Source organism: Bradyrhizobium sp. JYMT SZCCT0180 (genome assembly GCF_018130165.1).
Lineage (GTDB): Bacteria > Pseudomonadota > Alphaproteobacteria > Rhizobiales > Xanthobacteraceae > Bradyrhizobium.
The window spans coordinates 42,012-62,233 of sequence record NZ_JAFCLZ010000005.1 but is presented as its reverse complement, the minus strand read 5'-3'; the positions used below and the strand labels follow the sequence as shown (position 1 = coordinate 62,233).

The 20,222-nt window shown below is 64.7% G+C and carries 16 protein-coding genes; 11 read left to right on the top strand and 5 right to left on the bottom strand.

The window, feature by feature from the left end; all coding sequences use genetic code 11:
* Positions 1-26 precede the first annotated feature (26 nt).
* Complete coding sequence (locus JQ641_RS08920) at positions 27-3,332, top strand: TonB-dependent receptor domain-containing protein (RefSeq protein WP_211995614.1); 3,306 nt, start codon at positions 27-29, stop codon at positions 3,330-3,332.
* Between the two features lie 310 nt (positions 3,333-3,642).
* Here the strand turns inward: JQ641_RS08920 and JQ641_RS08915 are convergent, their stop codons facing one another.
* From JQ641_RS08915 to exbB, 3 genes are read right to left on the bottom strand one after another with little or no spacing between them, the layout of a single operon-like run.
* Positions 3,643-4,404 carry an energy transducer TonB gene (locus JQ641_RS08915; protein ID WP_211995613.1) on the bottom strand — a complete coding sequence of 254 codons (762 nt, stop codon included), beginning with the start codon at positions 4,402-4,404 and terminating at the stop codon, positions 3,643-3,645.
* Positions 4,401-4,826 carry a TonB system transport protein ExbD gene (exbD, locus tag JQ641_RS08910; protein ID WP_211995612.1) on the bottom strand — a complete coding sequence of 142 codons (426 nt, stop codon included), beginning with the start codon at positions 4,824-4,826 and terminating at the stop codon, positions 4,401-4,403. The genes JQ641_RS08915 and exbD overlap by 4 nt, the downstream gene beginning before the upstream one ends.
* A 5-nt stretch (positions 4,827-4,831) precedes the next feature.
* Positions 4,832-5,554 (bottom strand): tonB-system energizer ExbB, encoded by a 723-nt coding sequence (gene exbB, locus JQ641_RS08905; RefSeq protein ID WP_312014794.1) that lies wholly within the window; start codon positions 5,552-5,554, stop codon positions 4,832-4,834.
* A gap of 660 nt (positions 5,555-6,214) precedes the next feature.
* On the opposite strand from exbB, the gene ccmI reads away from it, so the two are divergent.
* The 5 genes from ccmI (at position 6,215) to JQ641_RS08880 (ending at position 11,033) form a co-directional block, all read left to right on the top strand.
* The gene (gene ccmI / locus JQ641_RS08900; protein WP_211995610.1) at positions 6,215-7,318 is read left to right on the top strand and encodes a c-type cytochrome biogenesis protein CcmI; all 1,104 of its coding nucleotides are present in this window, start codon (positions 6,215-6,217) and stop codon (positions 7,316-7,318) included.
* Between the two features lie 34 nt (positions 7,319-7,352).
* Positions 7,353-7,838 carry a cytochrome c maturation protein CcmE gene (gene ccmE, locus JQ641_RS08895; RefSeq protein ID WP_192734309.1) on the top strand — a complete coding sequence of 162 codons (486 nt, stop codon included), beginning with the start codon at positions 7,353-7,355 and terminating at the stop codon, positions 7,836-7,838.
* A complete protein-coding gene (locus JQ641_RS08890) occupies positions 7,835-9,817 on the top strand; it encodes a heme lyase CcmF/NrfE family subunit (protein ID WP_211995609.1) in 1,983 nt (660 codons plus the stop codon). Before ccmE ends, JQ641_RS08890 begins: the two co-directional genes overlap by 4 nt.
* A gap of 111 nt (positions 9,818-9,928) precedes the next feature.
* The gene (locus JQ641_RS08885) at positions 9,929-10,429 is read left to right on the top strand and encodes a cytochrome c-type biogenesis protein (RefSeq protein ID WP_211995608.1); all 501 of its coding nucleotides are present in this window, start codon (positions 9,929-9,931) and stop codon (positions 10,427-10,429) included.
* An 82-nt stretch (positions 10,430-10,511) separates the two neighbouring features.
* Positions 10,512-11,033, top strand: a complete 522-nt coding sequence (locus JQ641_RS08880; protein ID WP_211995607.1) for a DUF1993 domain-containing protein — start codon at positions 10,512-10,514, stop codon at positions 11,031-11,033.
* Between the two features lie 12 nt (positions 11,034-11,045).
* On the opposite strand, the gene JQ641_RS08875 is transcribed toward JQ641_RS08880, so the two are convergent.
* Together JQ641_RS08875 and JQ641_RS08870 are read right to left on the bottom strand one after the other, a co-directional pair.
* On the bottom strand, positions 11,046-11,561 hold the full coding sequence (locus JQ641_RS08875; RefSeq protein WP_211995606.1) for an MAPEG family protein: 516 nt from the start codon (positions 11,559-11,561) through the stop codon (positions 11,046-11,048).
* A gap of 45 nt (positions 11,562-11,606) precedes the next feature.
* On the bottom strand, positions 11,607-12,020 hold the full coding sequence (locus tag JQ641_RS08870) for a hypothetical protein (protein ID WP_211995605.1): 414 nt from the start codon (positions 12,018-12,020) through the stop codon (positions 11,607-11,609).
* A gap of 166 nt (positions 12,021-12,186) precedes the next feature.
* Between JQ641_RS08870 and JQ641_RS08865 the strand changes: the two genes are divergently transcribed.
* The 5 genes from JQ641_RS08865 to JQ641_RS08845 all read left to right on the top strand — a co-directional run bounded on the left by JQ641_RS08865 (position 12,187) and on the right by JQ641_RS08845 (position 20,206).
* Positions 12,187-12,906 carry a TetR/AcrR family transcriptional regulator gene (locus JQ641_RS08865; protein ID WP_211995604.1) on the top strand — a complete coding sequence of 240 codons (720 nt, stop codon included), beginning with the start codon at positions 12,187-12,189 and terminating at the stop codon, positions 12,904-12,906.
* 229 nt (positions 12,907-13,135) lie between these two features.
* Complete coding sequence (locus JQ641_RS08860) at positions 13,136-14,740, top strand: Do family serine endopeptidase (RefSeq protein ID WP_211995603.1); 1,605 nt, start codon at positions 13,136-13,138, stop codon at positions 14,738-14,740.
* A 378-nt stretch (positions 14,741-15,118) separates the two neighbouring features.
* Positions 15,119-15,799 (top strand): response regulator transcription factor, encoded by a 681-nt coding sequence (locus JQ641_RS08855; RefSeq protein WP_192734724.1) that lies wholly within the window; start codon positions 15,119-15,121, stop codon positions 15,797-15,799.
* Positions 15,783-17,249, top strand: coding sequence for a sensor histidine kinase (locus tag JQ641_RS08850; RefSeq protein WP_211995602.1), 1,467 nt, complete (start codon positions 15,783-15,785; stop codon positions 17,247-17,249). Before JQ641_RS08855 ends, JQ641_RS08850 begins: the two co-directional genes overlap by 17 nt.
* Positions 17,246-20,206, top strand: a complete 2,961-nt coding sequence (locus tag JQ641_RS08845) for a bifunctional [glutamine synthetase] adenylyltransferase/[glutamine synthetase]-adenylyl-L-tyrosine phosphorylase (protein ID WP_211995601.1) — start codon at positions 17,246-17,248, stop codon at positions 20,204-20,206. The genes JQ641_RS08850 and JQ641_RS08845 overlap by 4 nt, the downstream gene beginning before the upstream one ends.
* Positions 20,207-20,222: the final 16 nt, after the last annotated feature.

Sequence of the window (20,222 nt, the reverse complement as noted above, 5' to 3'; positions counted from 1 at the left end):
CGCTTGCGACGACCGGCCGCGGCGTCTTGACAGTTAACGGGGCAACATTAACATGTAGCCTTACCTACGTTTTAAGGTCGCAGCTTATCCGGACCGGTTCCTGTAGCGCGATGAAGGTTGGGGACGAGATGCGCGCGACACGAATGGCCCTGTTGGGCACGTCTGCATTTGCAATGGTATGTTTGAGCCAGGCTGCGGCGCTCTCGCAGACGGCCATGCCTCCGCTATCGGCGTCTCCTGCGCCATCGGCGTCGCCGGCCGCGCCTCAGGCGCCTGCCGAACCATCCGCGCCGACAGCCCCGGCAACGGGACAAGCCCCGGCGGCTCCCGCTCAATCGCAGACGGCACCGCCGCAACCGGCAACCGCTGCCGGACCGCAGGACAAGCCCGCGCCGGCGGAAATCGACCTGCCGCAAGTGACCGTGGAGGGGCGCCAGCCCAAGCCGGCGCGGCGGGCAGGGCGCGCCGAGCCCGGCCGGCCTTCACGGACCGTCGCGGCACCGCTGCCGGGTCCCGCCCCGGCGGCCGCGCCTGCCTCGCCCTTCAATCCGCCGTTTGCGCCATTGTCGACGATCGGCAGCAATCAAATCCAGACCGGCAGCAGCAATGGCGGGTTCGGCAGCCTGTTCTCCAACATGCCCGGCGCGACTTCCGCAGGCCTGGCCACGGAATCGTCCCGCCCCGTTCTGCGTGGCTTGTCGGATGCCAAGGTCCGCATCCAGGAGAACGGCGTCGGTGCGGTCGACGTGTCTGACATCGCGCAGGACCACGCGGTACCGATCGATCCTCTCGCGATCCAGAAGGTCGACGTCATTCGCGGACCGGGCGCGCTCCGGTTCGGCTCACAGGCCGTCGGCGGCGTCGTCGACGTCAACAACAACCGGATTCCGACCGCCGCTCCAGTAGGTGGGGTGGCCGCGGAACTGAGATCGGCCGTGACGAGCGTCAACAAAGGATGGGAAAGCGGTCTGTTGCTGGACGCCGGCGGTCGCAATGCTGCCGTTCACGCCGACATCTACGGGCGATCCTCCAGCGATTACAGCATCCCGAGTTATCCCTATCTCGTTCCGCCAAACCCCGCGCCGGTCGGCAACGGCAGGCAACCGAATTCAGCCTCGCAAAGCGCGGGAGCGGCGGTCGGCGGTTCTTATTTGTTCGACGGCGGCTATGCCGGCATCGCCGTCTCGCGGTTCACCAGCGACTATTTCGTTCCGGGTATAGCGACCGCGGATGCCCGCCAGCACAACGATCTCGAGCAGACCAAGATTACCAGCAAGGGCGAGTATCGCCCGGATGCGGCCGCGCTTGCCGCCGTCAGGTACTGGACCGGATATTCGGAGTACCGGCATGACGAGACGGTGCTCGCCGGCCCCGGTTACGAGGGGATCACCGCCACCTTCAAGAACACGCAGACCGAGGGCAAGATCGAGCTTGAATCTGCAGCGTTCGCCACGCCGATCGGGGCGCTGACCAGCATTATCGGCGCGCAGGGCGCCTACCAGCAACTGGATACGGCAGGCCAGGCGATCCTCCTTCCTGCCAAGACCACAACCGCGGCGGCGTATTTCCTCAATGAAGTAAGACACACGGACACGCTGCGCACGCAATTGGCGGGGCGCATCGAGGGCGTCGACATCGCCGGCACGGCGTTCACCTTCCCGTCGAATTTTCTGCCGCCGCCCAATGAACCGGGCAGGGCTGCAGCTAAGCTCGACTTCATGCCGAAGAGCGCCAGTTTCGGCATCATCAAGGATCTTCCGTCCTACCTGGTCGCGAGCCTGACGCTGCAGCGAATCGAACGCGCGCCGCGCGCGCTTGAATTGTTCGCGCAAGGTCCTGACGGTTCGGAGAAGACCTTCAAGATCGGCAATCCGAACCTGGGAATCGAGACCGCGCAGACGGCGGAAATCGGCCTGAAGCGCATCGCCGGCGACTTCAGGTTCGCCGCCAATGCCTATTACACGTCGTACGACAAGTTCATCTTCTCGCGCGCCACCGGTATCCTGTGCCAGGAAACGTTTGCCACCTGCGGCGCCGGCACCGATTACATCCAGGTCAACTACGATCAGCGCGACGCGACGTTTCGCGGCGGCGAGTTGGCCTGGCAATGGGACGTCGCACCGCTCGCGAGCGGTACGTTCGGTGTTGACGGACAGTTCGATGTCGTGCGCGCGACGTTCACCGACGGCAGCAATGTGCCGCGCATCCCGCCGATGCGGCTCGGCGGCGGTGCCTATTGGCGGAACGACAGCTGGTTCGCCCGTATCGGCCTGCTGCATGCCTTCGCGCAGAACGACGTTTCGCAGTTCGATACGACGACCGGCGGATACGATCTGCTCAAGGTGCAGCTGGAGAACCGGCAGTTCTGGAAGGATTCGCCGTGGGGCGCGGTCGAAGTCGTGACCGGACTGGTTGGCGACAATCTGCTCAACGCCAACATTCGCAATGCCGTTCAATTCCACAAGGACGAGATCCTGCAGCCCGGGCGCGGCGTCAAACTCTTCCTCAACGTCAAATACGGCGTCGACCGGCCGAGCGGGACGCCCGGTTCGTCCTTCGCGATGGCGCGGGGGCCGGGCGGCAACATGTATTACAAATCAGCGCGGATGCTTGAAGCGGCCTGGAACTGGGCGGGCATCTATGCCGGCGGCAATGTCGGGTATGTCGGCGGCAGGGCTGTTACCAGCGCGGTGTTCAGCGAGGATGCAACCGGTCTGCCGTTTGACGGCGGCCGCCTGTTCTCGACGCGCGGCACCGCCAGCTTTGGCGGGCAGGCTGGATACAACTGGATATCGGGCCGGCTGGTCGCAGGCATCGAAGGCGATTTCGAATACCGCAATCAGCGCGGACGCAATGCCATCACTTGTCTCGGCAATGTCTGCAACGTGGCGCTGGCTCCGCTCGACGCACCCGTGACGGCAAGCCTGGATTACCAACTGGGATGGGTCGCCTCGGTTCGCGGGCGCGTCGGTGCGCTCGTTTCGCCCGGTCTGCTTGCCTATGTCACGGCGGGCGTTCCGTTCGGCAAGATAACGACGTCGACGTCTGTCACAGGTTTCGATAATGCGGGTGCCGCGACGACGGCAGCTTTGAATACCGACAACTACCGTTTCGGTTGGGCGGTAGGCGGCGGTCTGGAAACCCGCCTCGCGGGCAACTGGACTGGCAAGCTCGAATATCTCCACATGGATTTCGGTTCGGTACGTTCCACGCCGGCCACCGCCGCCAACACAGCGGTCGCATTCGACTCCAACACCAGGGTGACAAGCGACGGCGTCAGGGTCGGCGTGAACTACAAGTTCGGCGCCGGCGGGGCGATCATTGCGGATTGATCCGGTTTTGTAGCGCAAAGCCGCGCAGGAAATGGCGATGGAAAGAGGCGGCTTGGTTAGCGGCCTCTGTCATAAGACTTTCAAATCCGTCTGCTCATATTTGGCTTGGCTGGCTATGGCCTCTGCCGTGGGGCAGGACAATTGATATGGTCGGCGGGGCCGCCTGAATTTTAGAGCAAGGCAGGCGGCCCACTCGGCTTCACCGCGACCTGGTTCCTGACGCCGCTGTTTAGTCGCCAGAAAATGATGCGCGCATGAAAGCCGGACCCGAGACGAGGCCGCTTGGCTTACGCGCCGCTAACCGACCGCGCTATTTTTTTATGGTGAAGGCGATCGGCACCCGCTTCACGACGACGGAATCGCCCGGGAAAGCTGCGGGCGGCGCGGGAAATGGCTCCGCGCGCTTGAGCAGCGCGACGGCTTCCTGGTCGAGGGCGCTTGAGCCGGAGCTTTGAATTACGCGCGCGTTGGTCACCAGTCCCTTGCGATCGAGCGCAAACGACACCTGTGCAGTTCCTTGCTCGCGCCGCGGCCGTGCGGCTTCCGGATAGCGCTTGTTCTTTTCGATCAAGGCGATGACTTTGGTTCGCCATGTCACCACAGCTGGAGAGTCCATCGCATTCGGCACGCCCTGGGTGGGTGCTACGGCTACCGGCGCAATGCGCTCGGTGATCGCTGCCGGTGCCGACGTGGTGGCGGCGGCCGCCTGCTGCTGCGGCGTCACCTCGGGCTGCGGCTTACTCTGCAGCGCCACGGCCGCATCCGGATTGGGTGCGGAGGGCAGCTCGGGCGTTTCATCGGGTGGCGTCACCTCAGGCTTCGCCTCGGGCTGCGCTTCCGACATCACCTGTTCCGGGCCCGGCGCGACATCGGAGGGGGTCGTCGAGGGCGCTGCCGGCAACGGTGCGAGGTCGACCACGATTGCACCGGATGGCTCGGTGGCCGCGATGTCGTCCGGATAGCGCCAGGTCGCGAGCGTGGCCGTCACGCCGGCATAGACGCACACGACCGCAAGGCCGCTCAACATCCAGCGTTGCAGGTCGGAACGATCTTCGGCCGCGAGCTGCATCATGGCGACGCGGCTTGTTCCAGTCCGACCAGGGCGACTTTCAGATAGCCGGCGGCGCGCAGCATGTTCATCACCTGCATTACCTCGCCATACGGGACGAGCTTGTCGGCGCGCAGGAAAATTCGGCTGTCCTTATGGCCGTTGGTGCTCGCATCGAGCACGCCGGGCAGCGCGGCGCGCCCCACGGTCTCGTTGCCGACGGACAAAGAGAGATCCGGTTTGACCGTCAGGTAGACCGGCTTGTCGGGCCGAGGCTGCGGCTCCGCATTCGAGGCCGGAAGATCGACCGCGATATCGACGGTTGCGAGCGGCGCGGCGACCATGAAGATGATGAGCAGCACGAGAATGACATCGATGAACGGTGTCACGTTGATCTCATGGACCTCAGCAAGATCGCTGTTGCTCTGGTTAACACTGACAGCCATCGCCGCTACTCCGCCGCTGCGAGATGTCGCCGGACGAGTATGGCGCCGCCGTCGAGGTCACGGCCGACGAGGCGGGTGATCTCCGACGACCCGTCGCCGAGCAGCGCGCGGTACGAGCTGATCTGGCGCGCGAACAGATTGTAGATCATCACGGCGGGTATCGCCGCCACCAGCCCGAGCGCCGTCGCCAGCAGTGCCTCGGCGATCCCCGGCGCGACCACCGCGAGATTGGTGGTTTGCGACTTCGAGATTCCGATGAAGCTGTTCATGATTCCCCACACCGTCCCGAACAGTCCGACAAAGGGGCCGGTCGATCCGATGGTTGCCAGCACGCCGGTGCCGAACCCGATGCGCCTGCTGGCCGCCGCCTCGATCTGCTGAAGCCGGGACGCAACCCGGGTCTTGATCCCTTCCTTGTCCATTCGATCGGTGCTCAGTTTCAGTTCCGCCATCGCGCCCTCGAGCAATTGCGCAACCGCCCCCTCGGGCACCTGCCGCACGGCGTCTTCAACGTTCCTGGCGCTCGCGAGTTCGCGCAAGGCGTTCTTCGCATTGCGGCGCGCCTTGATCAGCTCGATCGTCTTGGAGAGCCATACCGTCCAGGTCACCAGGGTCGCAAAAGCCAGACCGATCATCACGGCTTTGACGACAATGTCGGCCTGCATGAACATGCCCCAGGGACTGAGATCGCGGGGCAGCAGCGCGGCCGCGATCGCGGTTCTGTCCACTCCATCCTGTGCCGACGCCGGAAGCGCTGAAAACAAGAACGGCAGCGCAAGCAACGCGGCGCCGCGGCGAACCTTCGGGCCATCCAGAATTCCAACAAGGCCAAAGGGAAGGGCGTCGCGTCGAAGAGCTTTCCAGGATCGCATCGATTTTGCCTCTAAGGGGCTGGGAATTAACGTATTCACCCCATTATGTAGCATCGCCTACGTCTTGGTGCAAATGCTATAGCTTGCAGAACATCCTCCAGCGGCGCATCGACATGGCGTTGTCATGCCCCGCCACCGGGTCGGCCGAATGGCCGCCCGATGAAAGGCTCCGGCGGGGCATCCAGTGCGCCGCGGCACTCCGGATCGATCACGCACTTCTCTGGAATGCTGGATCACCCGCCTTCGCGGTGATGACGGTGGGATCGGGAACGTTCTGAGGCTCAATCGGTGATCCCCAGGGTTCATGGCCCCTGGAATCACCAGGTTTCGCGCGGGTTTGCGCGTCGCGCTGGCCGACCCGGCGGCGCTCACGCGATCGAGCCTGCGATCGGTTCGGTTTCCCTGGTTTTTCTGCCGCAATTGTCAATTGCCGGGCTTGCCGCCGGTAGTGTAAAGCGGCGCATCGGCGCCGCTTATTCTCATTCTAAAAGCGCCGTTCCGCCCGGGAACCGCTTGATGACGCTGTGGTTTGTGTTCGCGCTGATGACGGTCGCGGCGATCTTTGCCGTGCTCTGGCCGTTGAGCCGCGGTTCGGCGGCTCAGGCCGGTGGCAGCGAGGCTGCCGTCTACAGGGACCAGCTTGCCGAGATCGATCGCGACGTCGCCGCCGGCCTGATCGGGCCCTCGGAAGCGGAAGCCGCGCGCGTCGAGATCAGCCGCCGCCTGCTGGCGGCCGCGGATGGCAGGGATGACCTGCCGGCACAGGCGAACCTCACGCTACGCCGGTCCTCGACCGTCCTGGCGCTGGTGGGGCTGCCGGTCGCGGCGGTCGCGTTCTACCTTTCGTTGGGATCGCCGCAGCTCGGCGATTTCCCGCTCGCCAGCCGCAGCCGCGCCCCCGACGTCAATCAGCCGATCGACAATCTGATCGCGCAGGTCGAGGCGCATCTGGACAAAAATCCGACTGACGGCCGCGGCTGGAGTGTGCTGGCCCCGGCGTTGGTGCGGCTCGGCCGCTACGACGACGCGATCCGCGCGCTGCGCAATTCGATCACTTACAATGGCGACAGCGCCGAGCGCCGGTCCGATCTCGGCGAAGCGCTGACGGGTTCGGCGGGCGGCGTCGTGACCTCGCAGGCCAAGGCCGAATTCGAACGCGCGGCGGCGCTGAACGCCGACGAGCCCAAGGCCGGCTATTTCCTCGGGCTTGCCGCCGAGCAGGACGGCCGTCGCACCGACGCCGCCGCGATCTGGCGCGCGATGCTGGCCAAGGCGCCAGCCGATGCGCCGTGGCGGCCGCTGGTTCAGGCAGCATTGGTGCGCGTCGGTGGTCCGGCTGCACCCGCGCTGTCGAATGATGCGATGGCGGCGGCCAAGGACATGAACGAGGCCGACCGCGGCACCATGATCCGCGGCATGGTCGACCGCCTCGCCACAAGGTTGAAAGAGAACGGCGACGATGTCGAGGGATGGCTGCGGCTGGTGCGGGCCTATATGGTGATGGGCGAGCGCGACAAGGCGGTGAGCGCGCTAGGCGATGCGCGTCAGGCGGTTGCCAACGATGCCGAACGCTTGCGTCAGCTCAATGAAGGCCTGAAGAATCTCGGGCTCGACGGATGATGGAACCCATCATGCAGGGAACCAAAGGATTATCATGACGCGCAAGCAGCGGCGTTTGACCATGATCGGCGGTTCGCTCGCGGTGCTCGCGGTGGCGGCGGCGCTGGTGCTGAACGCGATGCGCGATTCCATCGTGTTCTTTTCAACGCCTTCGATGGCGGCCGAGAAGCAGATTCCCGCCGGCAAGCGTTTTCGCCTCGGCGGCCTGGTGCAGCCGGGATCGCTGGTGCGCGGCGACAATCTGGCGGTGAATTTCAGCGTCGCCGACGGCAGTGCCGTGCTGCCGGTTGCCTATAAGGGAATCCTGCCCGACCTGTTCCGTGAAGGGCAGGGCGTCGTCGCCGAGGGCGCGATCGACGCATCGGGCGTGTTCAGGGCCGACACCGTACTCGCCAAGCATGACGAGACCTACATGCCCAAGGACGTCGCCGACGCGTTGAAGAAGCAGGGGCACTGGAAGGACGATTATGGCGCCAAGCCCAGCGCTTCGGCGGCGCCGACGCAGGGGGCGCCTAAGTGATCGCGGAAGCCGGACATTACGCGCTGGTGCTGGCGCTGGCGCTGTCGCTGATCCAGTCGACGGTGCCGGTTGCGGGCGCGCGCTGGGGCGATGTCGCCTTGATGAACGTCGCGCGCTCCACGGCGCTGGCGCAATTGCTGTTCGTGGCGGTGTCGTTCACGGCGCTGGTGATGCTCCATGTCAGCTCCGATTTCTCCGTCGCCAACGTGTTCGAGAATTCACACTCGACCAAACCGCTGCTCTACAAGATCACCGGCGTCTGGGGTAACCACGAAGGCTCGATGCTGCTGTGGGTGGCGATCCTGGCGCTGTTCGGCGGTCTCGTCGCGGCGTTCGGCAACAATCTGCCGCTGTCGCTGCGCGCCCATGTGCTGGCGGTGCAGGGCTGGATCGCGGCCGCGTTCTATCTGTTCATCCTGATGACCTCGAACCCGTTCCTGCGCATCGCCACGCCGCCGATCGAGGGCCGCGACCTCAATCCGGTGCTGCAGGACATCGGCCTCGCGGTGCATCCGCCGATGCTCTATCTCGGCTATGTCGGCTTCTCGATTTCATTCTCGTTTGCGGTCGCGGCCCTGATGGAGGGGCGGATCGATGCGGCCTGGGCGCGCTGGGTGCGGCCATGGACGCTGGTGGCGTGGATATTCCTGACGCTCGGCATCGCGATGGGCTCGTACTGGGCCTATTACGAACTCGGCTGGGGCGGCTGGTGGTTCTGGGATCCGGTCGAGAATGCCTCGCTGATGCCGTGGCTCGCCGGCACCGCGCTGCTGCATTCCGCTGTGGTGATGGAGAAGCGCAACGCGCTGAAGGTCTGGACCATACTGCTTTCGATCCTGACCTTCTCGCTGTCGCTGCTCGGCACCTTCCTGGTGCGCTCGGGCGTGCTGACGTCGGTGCATGCGTTCGCGACCGATCCGACGCGCGGCGTTTTCATCCTGCTGATCCTCTGTTTTTTCATCGGCGGCAGCCTGACGCTGTATGCCTGGCGCGCATCGACGCTGAAGCAGGGCGGGTTGTTCGCGCCGATCTCGCGCGAAGGCGCGCTGGTGCTCAACAATCTGTTCCTGACCACGGCCTGCGCGACAGTGTTCGTCGGAACGCTGTATCCGCTGGCGCTGGAAGTTCTGACCGGCGACAAGATTTCGGTCGGCGCGCCGTTCTTCAATCTGACCTTCGGGCCGCTGTTCGTGCCGCTGATGATGGCGATGTCGTTCGGGCCGCTGCTGGCATGGAAGCGCGGCGACCTGCTCGGCGCGGCGCAGCGGCTGACGGCGGCGGGCATCGCCGCGCTGGTCGCGATTGCGGTGGCATATGCATGGACCTATGGCGGCAGCACCTTTGCACCGCTCGCGATCGGGCTTGCGATTTTCGTCATCGCCGGTGCGATGACCGATCTCGCCGAGCGCACGGCGTTGTTTCGCGCTCCCTTTGCGACCGCGATGCAACGCGCACGCGGCTTGCCGCGGGCGACCTGGGGCACCGCCTTCGCGCATGCCGGCGTCGGCGTTGCCCTGATCGGGATCGTCTGCGAGACCACCTGGAACAGCGAATATATCGGCACCTTGAAGCCGAACGAGGTCGCCAGGGTTGCCGGTTACGAATTGAAGCTCGACGGCGTCACGCAGCGGCAGGGACCGAATTACCGCGAGATGATCGCGCAGTTCACGGTTCGTCTCGACGGCGAGAAGCTCAGCGTGATGACGCCGTCGAAGCGCAATTTCATCACGCGGGGATCGTCGACAACAGAGGCCGCGCTGCTGACGCGCGGCGCCAGCCAGCTTTATATCTCGCTCGGCGAAAGTACGAACGAAGGCGCGGTCGCGGTACGCATCTATCACAAGCCGCTGGTGCTCTTGATCTGGTGGGGCCCCGTGCTGATGGCGTTTGGCGGCCTGCTGTCGCTGTCGGACCGGCGCTTGCGCGTCGGCGCGCCGAAGCCCGCGAAGGCTTCGCGTGCGTTGCAGGCTGCGGAATAGACTCTCCTCATCCTGAGGAGCCGCGTCAGCGGCGTCTCGAAGGATGAGGCCCGGATTGACGCCATCCTTCGAGACGCATCCTTCGGATGCTCCTCAGGATGAGGAGAAACGATGCGGAAGCTAAGTACGATTCTAACCGTCCTGTGGCTCGCGGCCGTTACTACATCTGCCTACGCGGTGCAGCCCGACGAGATCATGGCGGACCCGGGCAAGGAAGCCCGTGCGCGCGATCTGTCGCGCGAGCTGCGCTGCATGGTGTGTCAGAACCAGTCGATCGACGATTCCGAGGCGCCGCTGGCGCGCGACTTGCGGCTGCTGGTACGCGAGCGGATTGCGGCCGGCGACAGCAATACGCAGGTGATCGATTTCCTGGTGGCGCGTTACGGCGAATTCGTGCTGCTGCGGCCGCGGTTCAACCCGCATACGCTGGTGCTGTGGCTGTTGCCGCCGCTGGCGCTCGGGGGTGGCGGACTGGCGCTATGGGTCTACAGCCGGCGCCGTTCGAAATTCCCGGGCAGGGAAGACCAGGGCTTGCTGAAGCTGACGGCCGAGGAAGAGGCCCGCCTGGAGCGGTTGATCGCCAAGGAAACGTCGCCGGAAAAGCCGGCCTGAAGCTTGTACCGATTGCAAGCCGGCCGGTTCCGCCGCTACATTGCGGCCGTCAAGAACAACATCGCCAAAGGGGGAATCCGCAATGGCTCTTTCGCTCTACGACGCCAGCGTGGCGAACTATCTGCAAACCCTCGGCGCGGTCAGCGGATTCCTCGACCGCGCGCTGAGCCATTTTGAAGAGAACAACATCGATCCGGAAGCGATCGTCGAGACGCGGCTGGCGGCGGACATGCTGCCGTTCCGTTTCCAGATCATTTCCGTCGTCCAGCATTCCCGCGGCGCCATCGAGGGCGTGCAGCAGGGCCTCTTCAATCCGCCGTCGTTCAAGACCCCGTTCAACTTCGCCGGATTGCAGGCGCACGTGACGCAGGCCCGGGACGCCTTGTCGGCGCTGACGCCGGAGGCGGTCAATGCGCTCGCTGGCAAGGATGTCATCTTCGCGCTGGGCGACCGCAAATTGCCGTTCACGGCCGAAGGCTTCCTGATGTCGTTCTCGCTGCCGAACTTCTATTTCCACGCCACCACGGCTTACGACATCCTGCGCACCAACGGCGTTCCGCTCGGCAAACGCGATTTCATGGGCCGGCTGAAGTTAAAGACCTGAGGGCTGTGTGGCCTATCCCCACAGGGTCTTCCAGAGCGCCGTGCCGAGAATGCCGGCATTGAGGTAGATCGTCGACGACATGCCGAAGGCGCGATACAGCGGATGGATCCGGTATCCGACCCAGAACGCAAATCGCATGACGAAGAACACGATGGCGGCGGCGGCAACGACCTTGGTCTGCTCGGCCGTCAGCGTGACGCTGAGGGCGAGCGTGCCCGCCAGGAACAGCACATATTGCTGAAGCGTGTTGTCGAGCACCCGGCCGTTGATCTCGGTCGCGGCGTCTTCCTTGTGCAGCGTCGGATCGATGGCTTCGCTGAGAAACCGGTTGTTGCCGACGGTGATGATGCCGACCAGCAGCGGGATCGCCGCAAACGCATTGGCCTTCAGCGTGAAGGCTAATCGGCCGGCAATATCGGTGAGGGCTGCGGTATCCGGCCAAAGCCGGTAGATGCCGGCAACCGCCAGCACCATGGTCAAAACACCGCTCGCGGCTCCAATCGCAACGGTCTTCTGTTCGCGGGTCACAGTCCAGCTCCTTTCAGTTTGTCAAACAGCAATGGAAACGAGAGGTCAGGCCCGGGCATGACCTGCGATCGGTCGCGTGGCCGTGCTCGCGGCAATCAGTTGCAGCACCACGAACAGCACGTGCAGCGCCGTCGTCACATAGCCGACGACCAGCATGTCCGCGACGACGAAGAATTGCCAGAACACCAGATTGGAGGTGCCGAGCAGGACATGGATCGCCACGGCGGTGAGGTGCCAGGCGCGCGATGGTTCGGCGCGCCACATCTGAATGCCGATCAGGAACGCCAGCCCGTGCGCCTCGATGAAGCCGAGACCGGAATAGGGCGCGACCGCGACGATTTTTGCGACCGGCCCGGTTGCGAAAAAGATGCCGAGCACGTCGCTGCAGAAGCCGCCGGCCGAAGCGGCGAGCAGGAACAGGGCGTTGGCACGAAGCAGCGTCTGCCGTGATGCGGTCATCGTGATCTCCGTTTGCTGGCAAGCGTCGCGGGCGGTGGCGCCTAGGCGCGCTTGCGTAACGACGGTGCGGAGTATAGTGCGCACTATACATAAAAGTAAAGTGGGTACTATACAAAAAGATAGTGATCACTATACTCCCGTGCGAAAAGTGAGGATTCTCAAAGTCATGGATCAAAAGCCTTCCCGGAAATCCCGCCTGTCGATGGCCGATCTCGAACGCGAGACCGAAAAATTCCTCACACCGGCCACGGCCAAGGAGAAAGCGATCATCGATGCCGCGGTCGCCCTGATCGGCGAGCGCGGCGTCGATGGCGCCACGACAGCCGAAATCGCGCGGCGCGCGGGGGTCACCGAGAAGACGATGTTTCGCTACTTCCCCTCGAAGAACGACCTGGTCCGGCGCGTGCTGTTTCCGATCATGCTGCAGCGGGGCCTGACGCGGCAGTGGGAGACGCGCGAAAAGCAGATCAAGGCGAGGGCCCCGAGCCTGAAGGATTGGTTCATCGCGGCCGCCAGCGAGGAGATGACGATGGTGGTCAAGAACCCGGGAATCGCCCGCACTGTCACCGCGGAGATGATTCAGAACGACGACATCAGAGGCGCGATGGCCGAGCTGTGGCAGCGGCATATCTGGGAACCCATGATCGAAAGCCTGGAGAATCTGCGCGCCGACGGCAGGCTCCGCAGCGATGTCGATGTCGAGGTGCTGGCGCGTGCCGTGCACTGCATGCATGTCGGGTATTTCCTGACGCGGTGCGTCTTCGCCCCCGACCGCCAATGGGACGACGCCAGCGAAATCGAGAAGATGGCGGACATCCTGGCCAACGGCGCGAGCAGCAAAACCGGGAATAAGTCCGGAAAGCCCAGTAAATCCAGGGGCGGTTAGCGGCGCCATTGCGGCAAATGAAAAAGGCCGCAGCGCCCCTCGAACCGCCACTTTCGGCCGGCGCTAAGCCGTTGGATTGCCTGCGCTAAACTGCCGCAGTCATAACCGCCTCCATTACAAAAGTTTAATTCCCTCGCCAGCGCGCGGTAAGGCGCCAGACCCCATCTTCCGTCCTGTCAGGTGCCCAGCCCCCCGCACCGTCGAATTCTGGATCTGGAGATTTCCCAACATGACTGAACGTCCCGTCGATCTTTCCTCGCTTCCCTCCTATGGCGCCCCGCGCCGCTCCCTGTTCTCGGCGCGCAAATTCGCGCTGATGGCGTCCGTCGTCGCCGGCCTCGGCGCTGCGGTCTATGGTTTCAGCCCTTCGTCGGGCCCGATCGATGTGTTCACCAGCGCGGCGCACGCGCAGGTCAACAACGAAGTCCGCAAGGTTGAGCGGCCGATCGGCTTTGCCGACATCGTCGAGCGCGTGAAGCCGTCGGTGATTTCGGTCAAGATCAACATCGCCGAGAAGGTTGCCAGCAAGGACAAGGACGACAGCGCCAACCGGGACGACGATACGCCGTTCCAGCCGGGCTCGCCGATGGAGCGCTTCTTCCGCCGCTTCGGTGGACCGGATGGTTTGCCGCCCGGCCTGCGCGGTAACCCGCGCGGCGGCCGTGGCCCGGTGACCGGCCAGGGCTCCGGCTTCTTCATCTCGCCTGACGGTTATGCCGTGACCAACAATCACGTCGTCGACGGCGCCGACAAGGTCGAAGTCACGATGGACGACGGCAAGAGCTACAGCGCCAAGGTGATCGGCACCGATCCGCGCACCGACCTTGCGCTGATCAAGGTCGCCGGCCGCACCGACTTCCCGTTCGCAAAGCTGTCCGACTCCAAGCCGCGGATCGGCGACTGGGTGCTCGCGGTCGGTAATCCGTTCGGCCTCGGCGGCACCGTGACCGCCGGCATCGTCTCGGCGTCCGGCCGCGACATCGGCAACGGTCCGTATGACGATTTCATCCAGATCGACGCGCCCGTGAACAAGGGTAACTCGGGCGGACCGGCATTCGATACCGCCGGCGAGGTGATGGGCGTCAACACCGCGATCTATTCGCCGTCCGGCGGCAGCGTCGGCATCGCGTTCTCGATTCCCGCCTCCACGGTAAAAAGCGTGGTCGCCCAGCTCAAGGACAAGGGCTCGGTCGCCCGCGGCTGGATCGGCGTCCAGATCCAACCGGTGACCGCTGATATCGCCGACAGCCTCGGCCTGAAAAAAGCGGAAGGCGCGCTGGTGGCGGAACCGCAGGCCAATGGTCCGGCGGCCAAGGCCGGCATCGAATCCGGCGACGTCATCACCGCTGTTAACGGCGAGACGGTCAAGGATGCGCGCGAACTCGCCCGCACCATCGGCGGATTGGCGCCGGGAGCCGCGGTCAAGCTCAACGTGCTGCACAAGGGTACGGACAAGGTCGTCAACCTCACGCTCGGCCAGTTGCCGAACACCGTTGAGGCCAAGGCCAGCATCGACGACGGCGACAAGGCCAAGCCGAACAAGGGAACCGACGTGCCGAAGCTCGGCATGACGGTTGCCCCCGCCAACAGCGTGGCCGGCGCCGGCAAGGAAGGCGTCGTGGTCACCGAGGTCGACCCGAAGAGCGCGGCGGCCGAGCGCGGCTTCAAGGAAGGCGATGTGATCCTGGAAGTCGCCGGCAAGAGCGTCGCTACCGCTGGCGAAGTGCGTGATGCGATCAACGCGGCGCGCAGCGACAACAAGAGCAGCGTTCTCATGCGCGTGAAGAGCGGCGGTTCGTCGCGGTTCGTGGCAGTGCCGGTAGCGAAGGGTTAAATACGAGATGGAGGGTTTCGCCGGCAACAGTCGCCCCCGCCGACGGCTCCTTCCGGGGAGCGGGTGCAAAACTCGCTCCCTCCAGCTACCTTTCGATGGAATACGCCCCCCTCTGTCGGAAGGGAAAAGGGCGGCGGGGTCCCCCAGCCTCGCCGCCCGCTTTTTTTACTCGAAAGCGTTTTCGAGCAAAGTGGGTACCGGTTTGCGTGAAGAAAACGCGTCAAAACAACGATCCAGAGCTTCGGAAACCGAAGCTTTGGGAACACAAAAAGTTGCGCGGGTTCCCCGCTGCCTTGCATCGGCATGCGCCCCGCGCCATGGTGAGAAAAGGCCCACAACGTGAGCACAATCGCTTCTCAGACCGCAACCGCCTCCCAAATGCGCCTGTTGATCATCGAAGACGACCGCGAGTCCGCCGACTATCTGGTGAAGGCGTTCCGTGAAGTCGGGTACATCGCCGATCTCGCCAGCGATGGCGAGGAAGGGCTGTCGCTCGCCGACAGCGGCGATTACGACGTGCTGGTGGTCGACCGCATGCTGCCGAAGCGCGACGGCCTGTCGCTGATCGGCAGCTTGCGCGAAAAGGGCAACCGCACGCCGGTCCTGATCCTCTCCGCGCTCGGCCAGGTCGACGACCGCATCAAGGGCCTGCGCGCCGGTGGTGACGATTATTTGCCAAAGCCGTATTCGTTCGCCGAGCTGCTCGCGCGCGTCGAAGTGCTGTCGCGCCGCCACGGCGGTCCGGCTGAGGAAACCACCTACAAGGTCGGCGATCTCGAACTCGACCGGCTGTCGCACCGCGTCGCCCGCGGCAAGGATGAGCTGACGCTGCAGCCGCGCGAGTTTCGCCTGCTCGAATATTTGATGAAGCATGCAGGGCAGGTGGTGACGCGCACCATGCTCCTGGAAAACGTCTGGGATTATCATTTCGATCCGCAGACCAACGTCATCGACGTGCATATCTCGCGGCTGCGCTCCAAGATCGACAAGGGCTTTGAGCGGCCCTTGCTGCATACGATCCGCGGCGCCGGATACATGATCCGTGACGGCATTCGGTAAACTGATCCGCACCACGGCGTTTCGCCTGACGCTGGTGTACCTGTTTCTGTTTGCGCTGTTTGCCGCCTCGCTCCTGGGCTACTTCGCCTGGAATACGCGGCGGATGATCAACGAGCAGATCACCGCGACCGTCAATGCCGAGATCGCCGAGATTGAGACCATCTACGAACGCCGCGGTCTGCAGGGCCTTGCCCTTACGCTCGGCCGCCGCACGCTGCGGCCCGGCGCCAACCTCTATCTCGTCACCACGCCGGCGGGAACGGCGTTCGGCGGCAATGTTGAATCGCTGTCCCCGGGCGTGATGGCTTCCTCAGGCTGGTCCGAGACGGCGTACCGCCGGCTCGACGAGCAGGACACCGCCCACCATCGCGCGCTGGTTCGCGTCACCCAACTCAACAACGGTTTTCGGCTGCTGGTCGGACGCGACCTCGAGGAACGAAGGCGGATGTTCGGCATCGTCGCCAACGCCGCGCAATGGTCGCTGCTGGTCGTCATCGTGCTCGGCCTCGGCGGCGGCATCTTCGTGGCGCGGCGGGTGCTGCACCGGATCGACGCCATGACCGGCACCACCCAGCGCATCATGGCCGGCGATCTCACTGGCCGGCTGCCGGTGGGCCGCAGCGGCGACGAGCTCGATCGGCTCGCGGAAAACCTCAACGCCATGCTGGAGCGGATCGAGGCCCTGATGACGGGGCTGAAGGAAGTCTCCGACAACATCGCCCATGATCTGAAGACACCGCTGACGCGGCTGCGCAACCGCGCCGAGGAGGCGCTGGCGAGTTCCGGCAGCGAGGCCGAATACCGCGCGGCGCTGGAACGCACCATCGAGGAATCCGACGGGCTGATCCGCACCTTCAATGCGCTGTTGATGATCGCGCGCGCCGAGTCCGGGCAGGCGCGCGGCAACATGGACGATTTCGACGCCGCCGACGTCGCCAAAGGCATCCACGAACTCTATGAGCCCTTGGCCGAAGACGACGGCCTGACCCTGCGCGTCAAGGCCGCATCCGCGGCCCTTCACGGCAACCGCGAGCTGATCAGCCAGGCGCTGGCCAATCTGGTCGAGAACGCGATCAAATACGGCAAGCCCGACCCAACCGTGCAGCCGCTGGACGCCGGCGTGGCGGCACGTTCCAGGGAAATCCTGATCGAGTCGCGGCGCGAGGGCGATTCCGTGCTGCTCAGCGTCACCGATCACGGCCGCGGCATTCCCGAAGGCGATCGCAAGCACGCGGTGGAGCGCTTCGTGCGGCTGGAAGCCAGCCGGACGCTGCCCGGTTCCGGCCTCGGCCTCAGCCTGGCCTCGGCGGTGGCAACCCTGCACGGCGGCGAACTCCGGCTCGGCGATGCGCATCCGGGCCTGATCGCGACGCTGGCCATTCCGGCGCGCGCGGCCTCCGGCGACAGGCTTGCGGCTCAAACGCCGGATGTGCCACAGAAGGTGGCATGAACTCATCCGCGCCGGGCAACGCGGAAGGACAGGGCCTCGCCGCGCGCTTCGTGGACGGGCCGCATGTCTCCGCTTCCAGCAATGCCGAACAGATATTTTCAGCCTGGCTCTCCGAACTGGAGCCGGCGCAGTCGGCTGCGCTCGAGGCCGTGCTGACGCGGCCGTTCGCCAGGCGCATCCTGCTCGGGATAGCGGAATTCTCGCCCTATCTGTTCGATCTGATCCGCGCCGACGCCGCGCGGCTGATCCGCCTCTTGGCGTGCGACCCGGAGTCGCACCTTTCCTCGCTGATCGAGAAAACCACCGACGACGTATTCGATGCGGCCAGCGAAGCCGACGTGATGCTTCTGCTTCGCCGCCTAAAGGCGGAAGCCGCGCTGATGACCGCGCTGTGCGACATCGGCGGCGTCTGGCCGGTGATGCGGGTGACGGCGGCGCTGACCGATCTCGCGGTCGCTTCAGTGCAGGCGGCGTTGCGGTTCCTGCTCCGCCAGGAGGTCGTGCGCGGCCGGATGAATGCGGCCAACCCTGACAAGCCCGAGGAAGGCTGCGGCTTGATCGTGCTTGCGATGGGCAAGATGGGCGCGGGCGAATTGAACTATTCCAGCGACATCGACCTGATCGTGTTTTTCGATCCCGCCGCGACCTCGCTCGTCGCCGACATCGAGCCGGCGCCGTTCTTCGTGCGCGTCACGCAGGCGCTCGCACGAATTCTGCAGCAGCGCAGCGGCGACGGCTATGTGTTCCGAGTCGATCTTCGCCTCCGGCCCGATCCCGCCTCGACGCAGGTCGCGATGTCGACCAACGCGGCGCTGCATTACTACGAGCGGGAAGGGCGCACCTGGGAACGCGCCGCGATGATCAAGGCGCGGCCCTGTGCCGGCGATCCCAGGGCCGGCGAGGCGCTGATCGCCGAACTCGCCCCGTTTGTCTGGCGCAAGCATCTCGATTTTGCCGCGCTCGCCGACGTCCACGACATGAAGCGGCAGATGCAGACCTATCGCGGCCAGAGCGAGATCTCGGTCGAGGGCCATAACGTCAAGGTCGGCCGCGGCGGCATCCGCGAGATCGAATTTTTCGCCCAGACCCAGCAATTGATCGCCGGCGGCCGGCATCCGCATTTGCGGGTGCGGCCGACGCTGCAGGCATTGCAGGTGCTGGCGACCAGCAACTGGATCACGTTTCAGGCGCAGGAAGAACTTAACCTCGCCTACGAATATCTGCGCCGCGTCGAACACCGGCTGCAAATGATATCCGACGAGCAGACCCATGCGCTGCCGGACGATCCCGATGCCGTGGCGCGGTTTGCAAACTTCTTCGGCTATGAGAGCCGCGCCGCCTTCGCGAAGGATTTGCTCGGCCACCTCAATATCGTGCAGGGGCACTACAGCAAGCTGTTCGAGGGCGATCCCACCGGCACCGAGAAACTGCCCGACGTTAATTACGGCGGCGGTGCGGAAGACCAACGGCTGCTCGACCATCTCGCCACGCTCGGTTTCAAGAAGCCGGTCACGGTGGCCAAGACCGTGCAGCAATGGATCGAAGGCGATTATCGCGCGCTGCGTAACGGGGCCACCAAAAGCGCGTTCATCGAATTCATCCCCGGCCTGATCGACGGCCTCGCCCATGCCGAAGACCCCGACGATGCCGTGACGGCGTTCGACCGCTTCCTCGGCGCGCTGCAGCGCGGCGGGCGGTTGATTTCGCTATTGAGCCAGAACCGCGATCTCGTCGCACTGGTGGCGCTGATCCTTGGCGCGGCGCCGCGGCTCGGCGACATGCTGGCGCGCCAGCCGCAGATCATGGACGGGCTGATCGACCCGCGCTTTTTCGGCGCGATGCCGGACCAGAAGGAATTGTCCGCGCGCCTTGCGACGACATTGAAGGACGCGGATTCCTACGAGGACTTTCTCGACCGGCTGCGTCTGTTCGGCCAGGAAAGCCTGTTCCTGATCGGCACGCGCATTCTTTCAGGTACCGTATCGGCGCAGCAGGCCAGCGTCGCCTTCGCCGATGTTGCCGAAGGCATCGTGCACACCGTGCATGGTCTCGTCACCGACCAGTTCGCGACCCAATACGGCAGGATCAAGGGGCAGGAGACCGCGATCCTCGCGATGGGCCGGCTCGGCAGCCGCGAGATGACCGCGTCCTCCGATCTCGATCTGATCCTGCTTTATGATTTCGACGAGGAGCATCCGGATTCCGACGGCGAGCGGTCGCTGCACGGCGCGCAATATTTTGCGCGGCTGACCCAGCGCCTGATCTCGGCCTTCACGACGCGGACCAATTACGGCGTGCTCTATGACGTCGACATGCGGCTGCGCCCCTCGGGCCGCGCCGGCCCGGTGGCGTCGCGGATCGATTCATTCGCCGACTACCAGGAACGCGAGGCCTGGACCTGGGAGCACATGGCGCTGACACGCGCGAGGGTGATCTCGGCATCGCCCGCGTTCCGCAAGAAGATCGAGGACATCATCCGCGGCGTCCTGGTCCGACCCCGCGATCCCGCCAGCACCGCCGGCGACGTCGCCGACATGCGCCGCGCCATCGCGCTGGAAAAGGGCGAGGACGACATCTGGGACCTGAAACTCGCCGCCGGCGGCCTCGTCGATATCGACTTCATCGCGCAATATCTGCAGCTCGCTTATGCGTCCCAGAAGCCCGAAATCCTCAGCGTCTCCACCCTGCAGGTGCTCGACAACGCCGCCCGGTCAGGCGTGCTGCCGCAAGCCGAAGCCGAAGTGCTGCGCTCCGCCACGCGGCTCTATCACGACCTGACCCAGATTTTGCGGCTCTGCGTGAACGGCAAGTTCAACCCGGAAACCGCAGGCGAAAACCTGCAGCGCGTGATGGCCAGAGCCGGTGACACCCCGGACTTCTCGACGCTGCAGGCAAGGGTAAGGGAGACCGAGGCCGAGGTGCGGCGGGTGTTTCTGGCGTTGGTGGGTGGGGGGTAGGGGCAGGCGGTATACC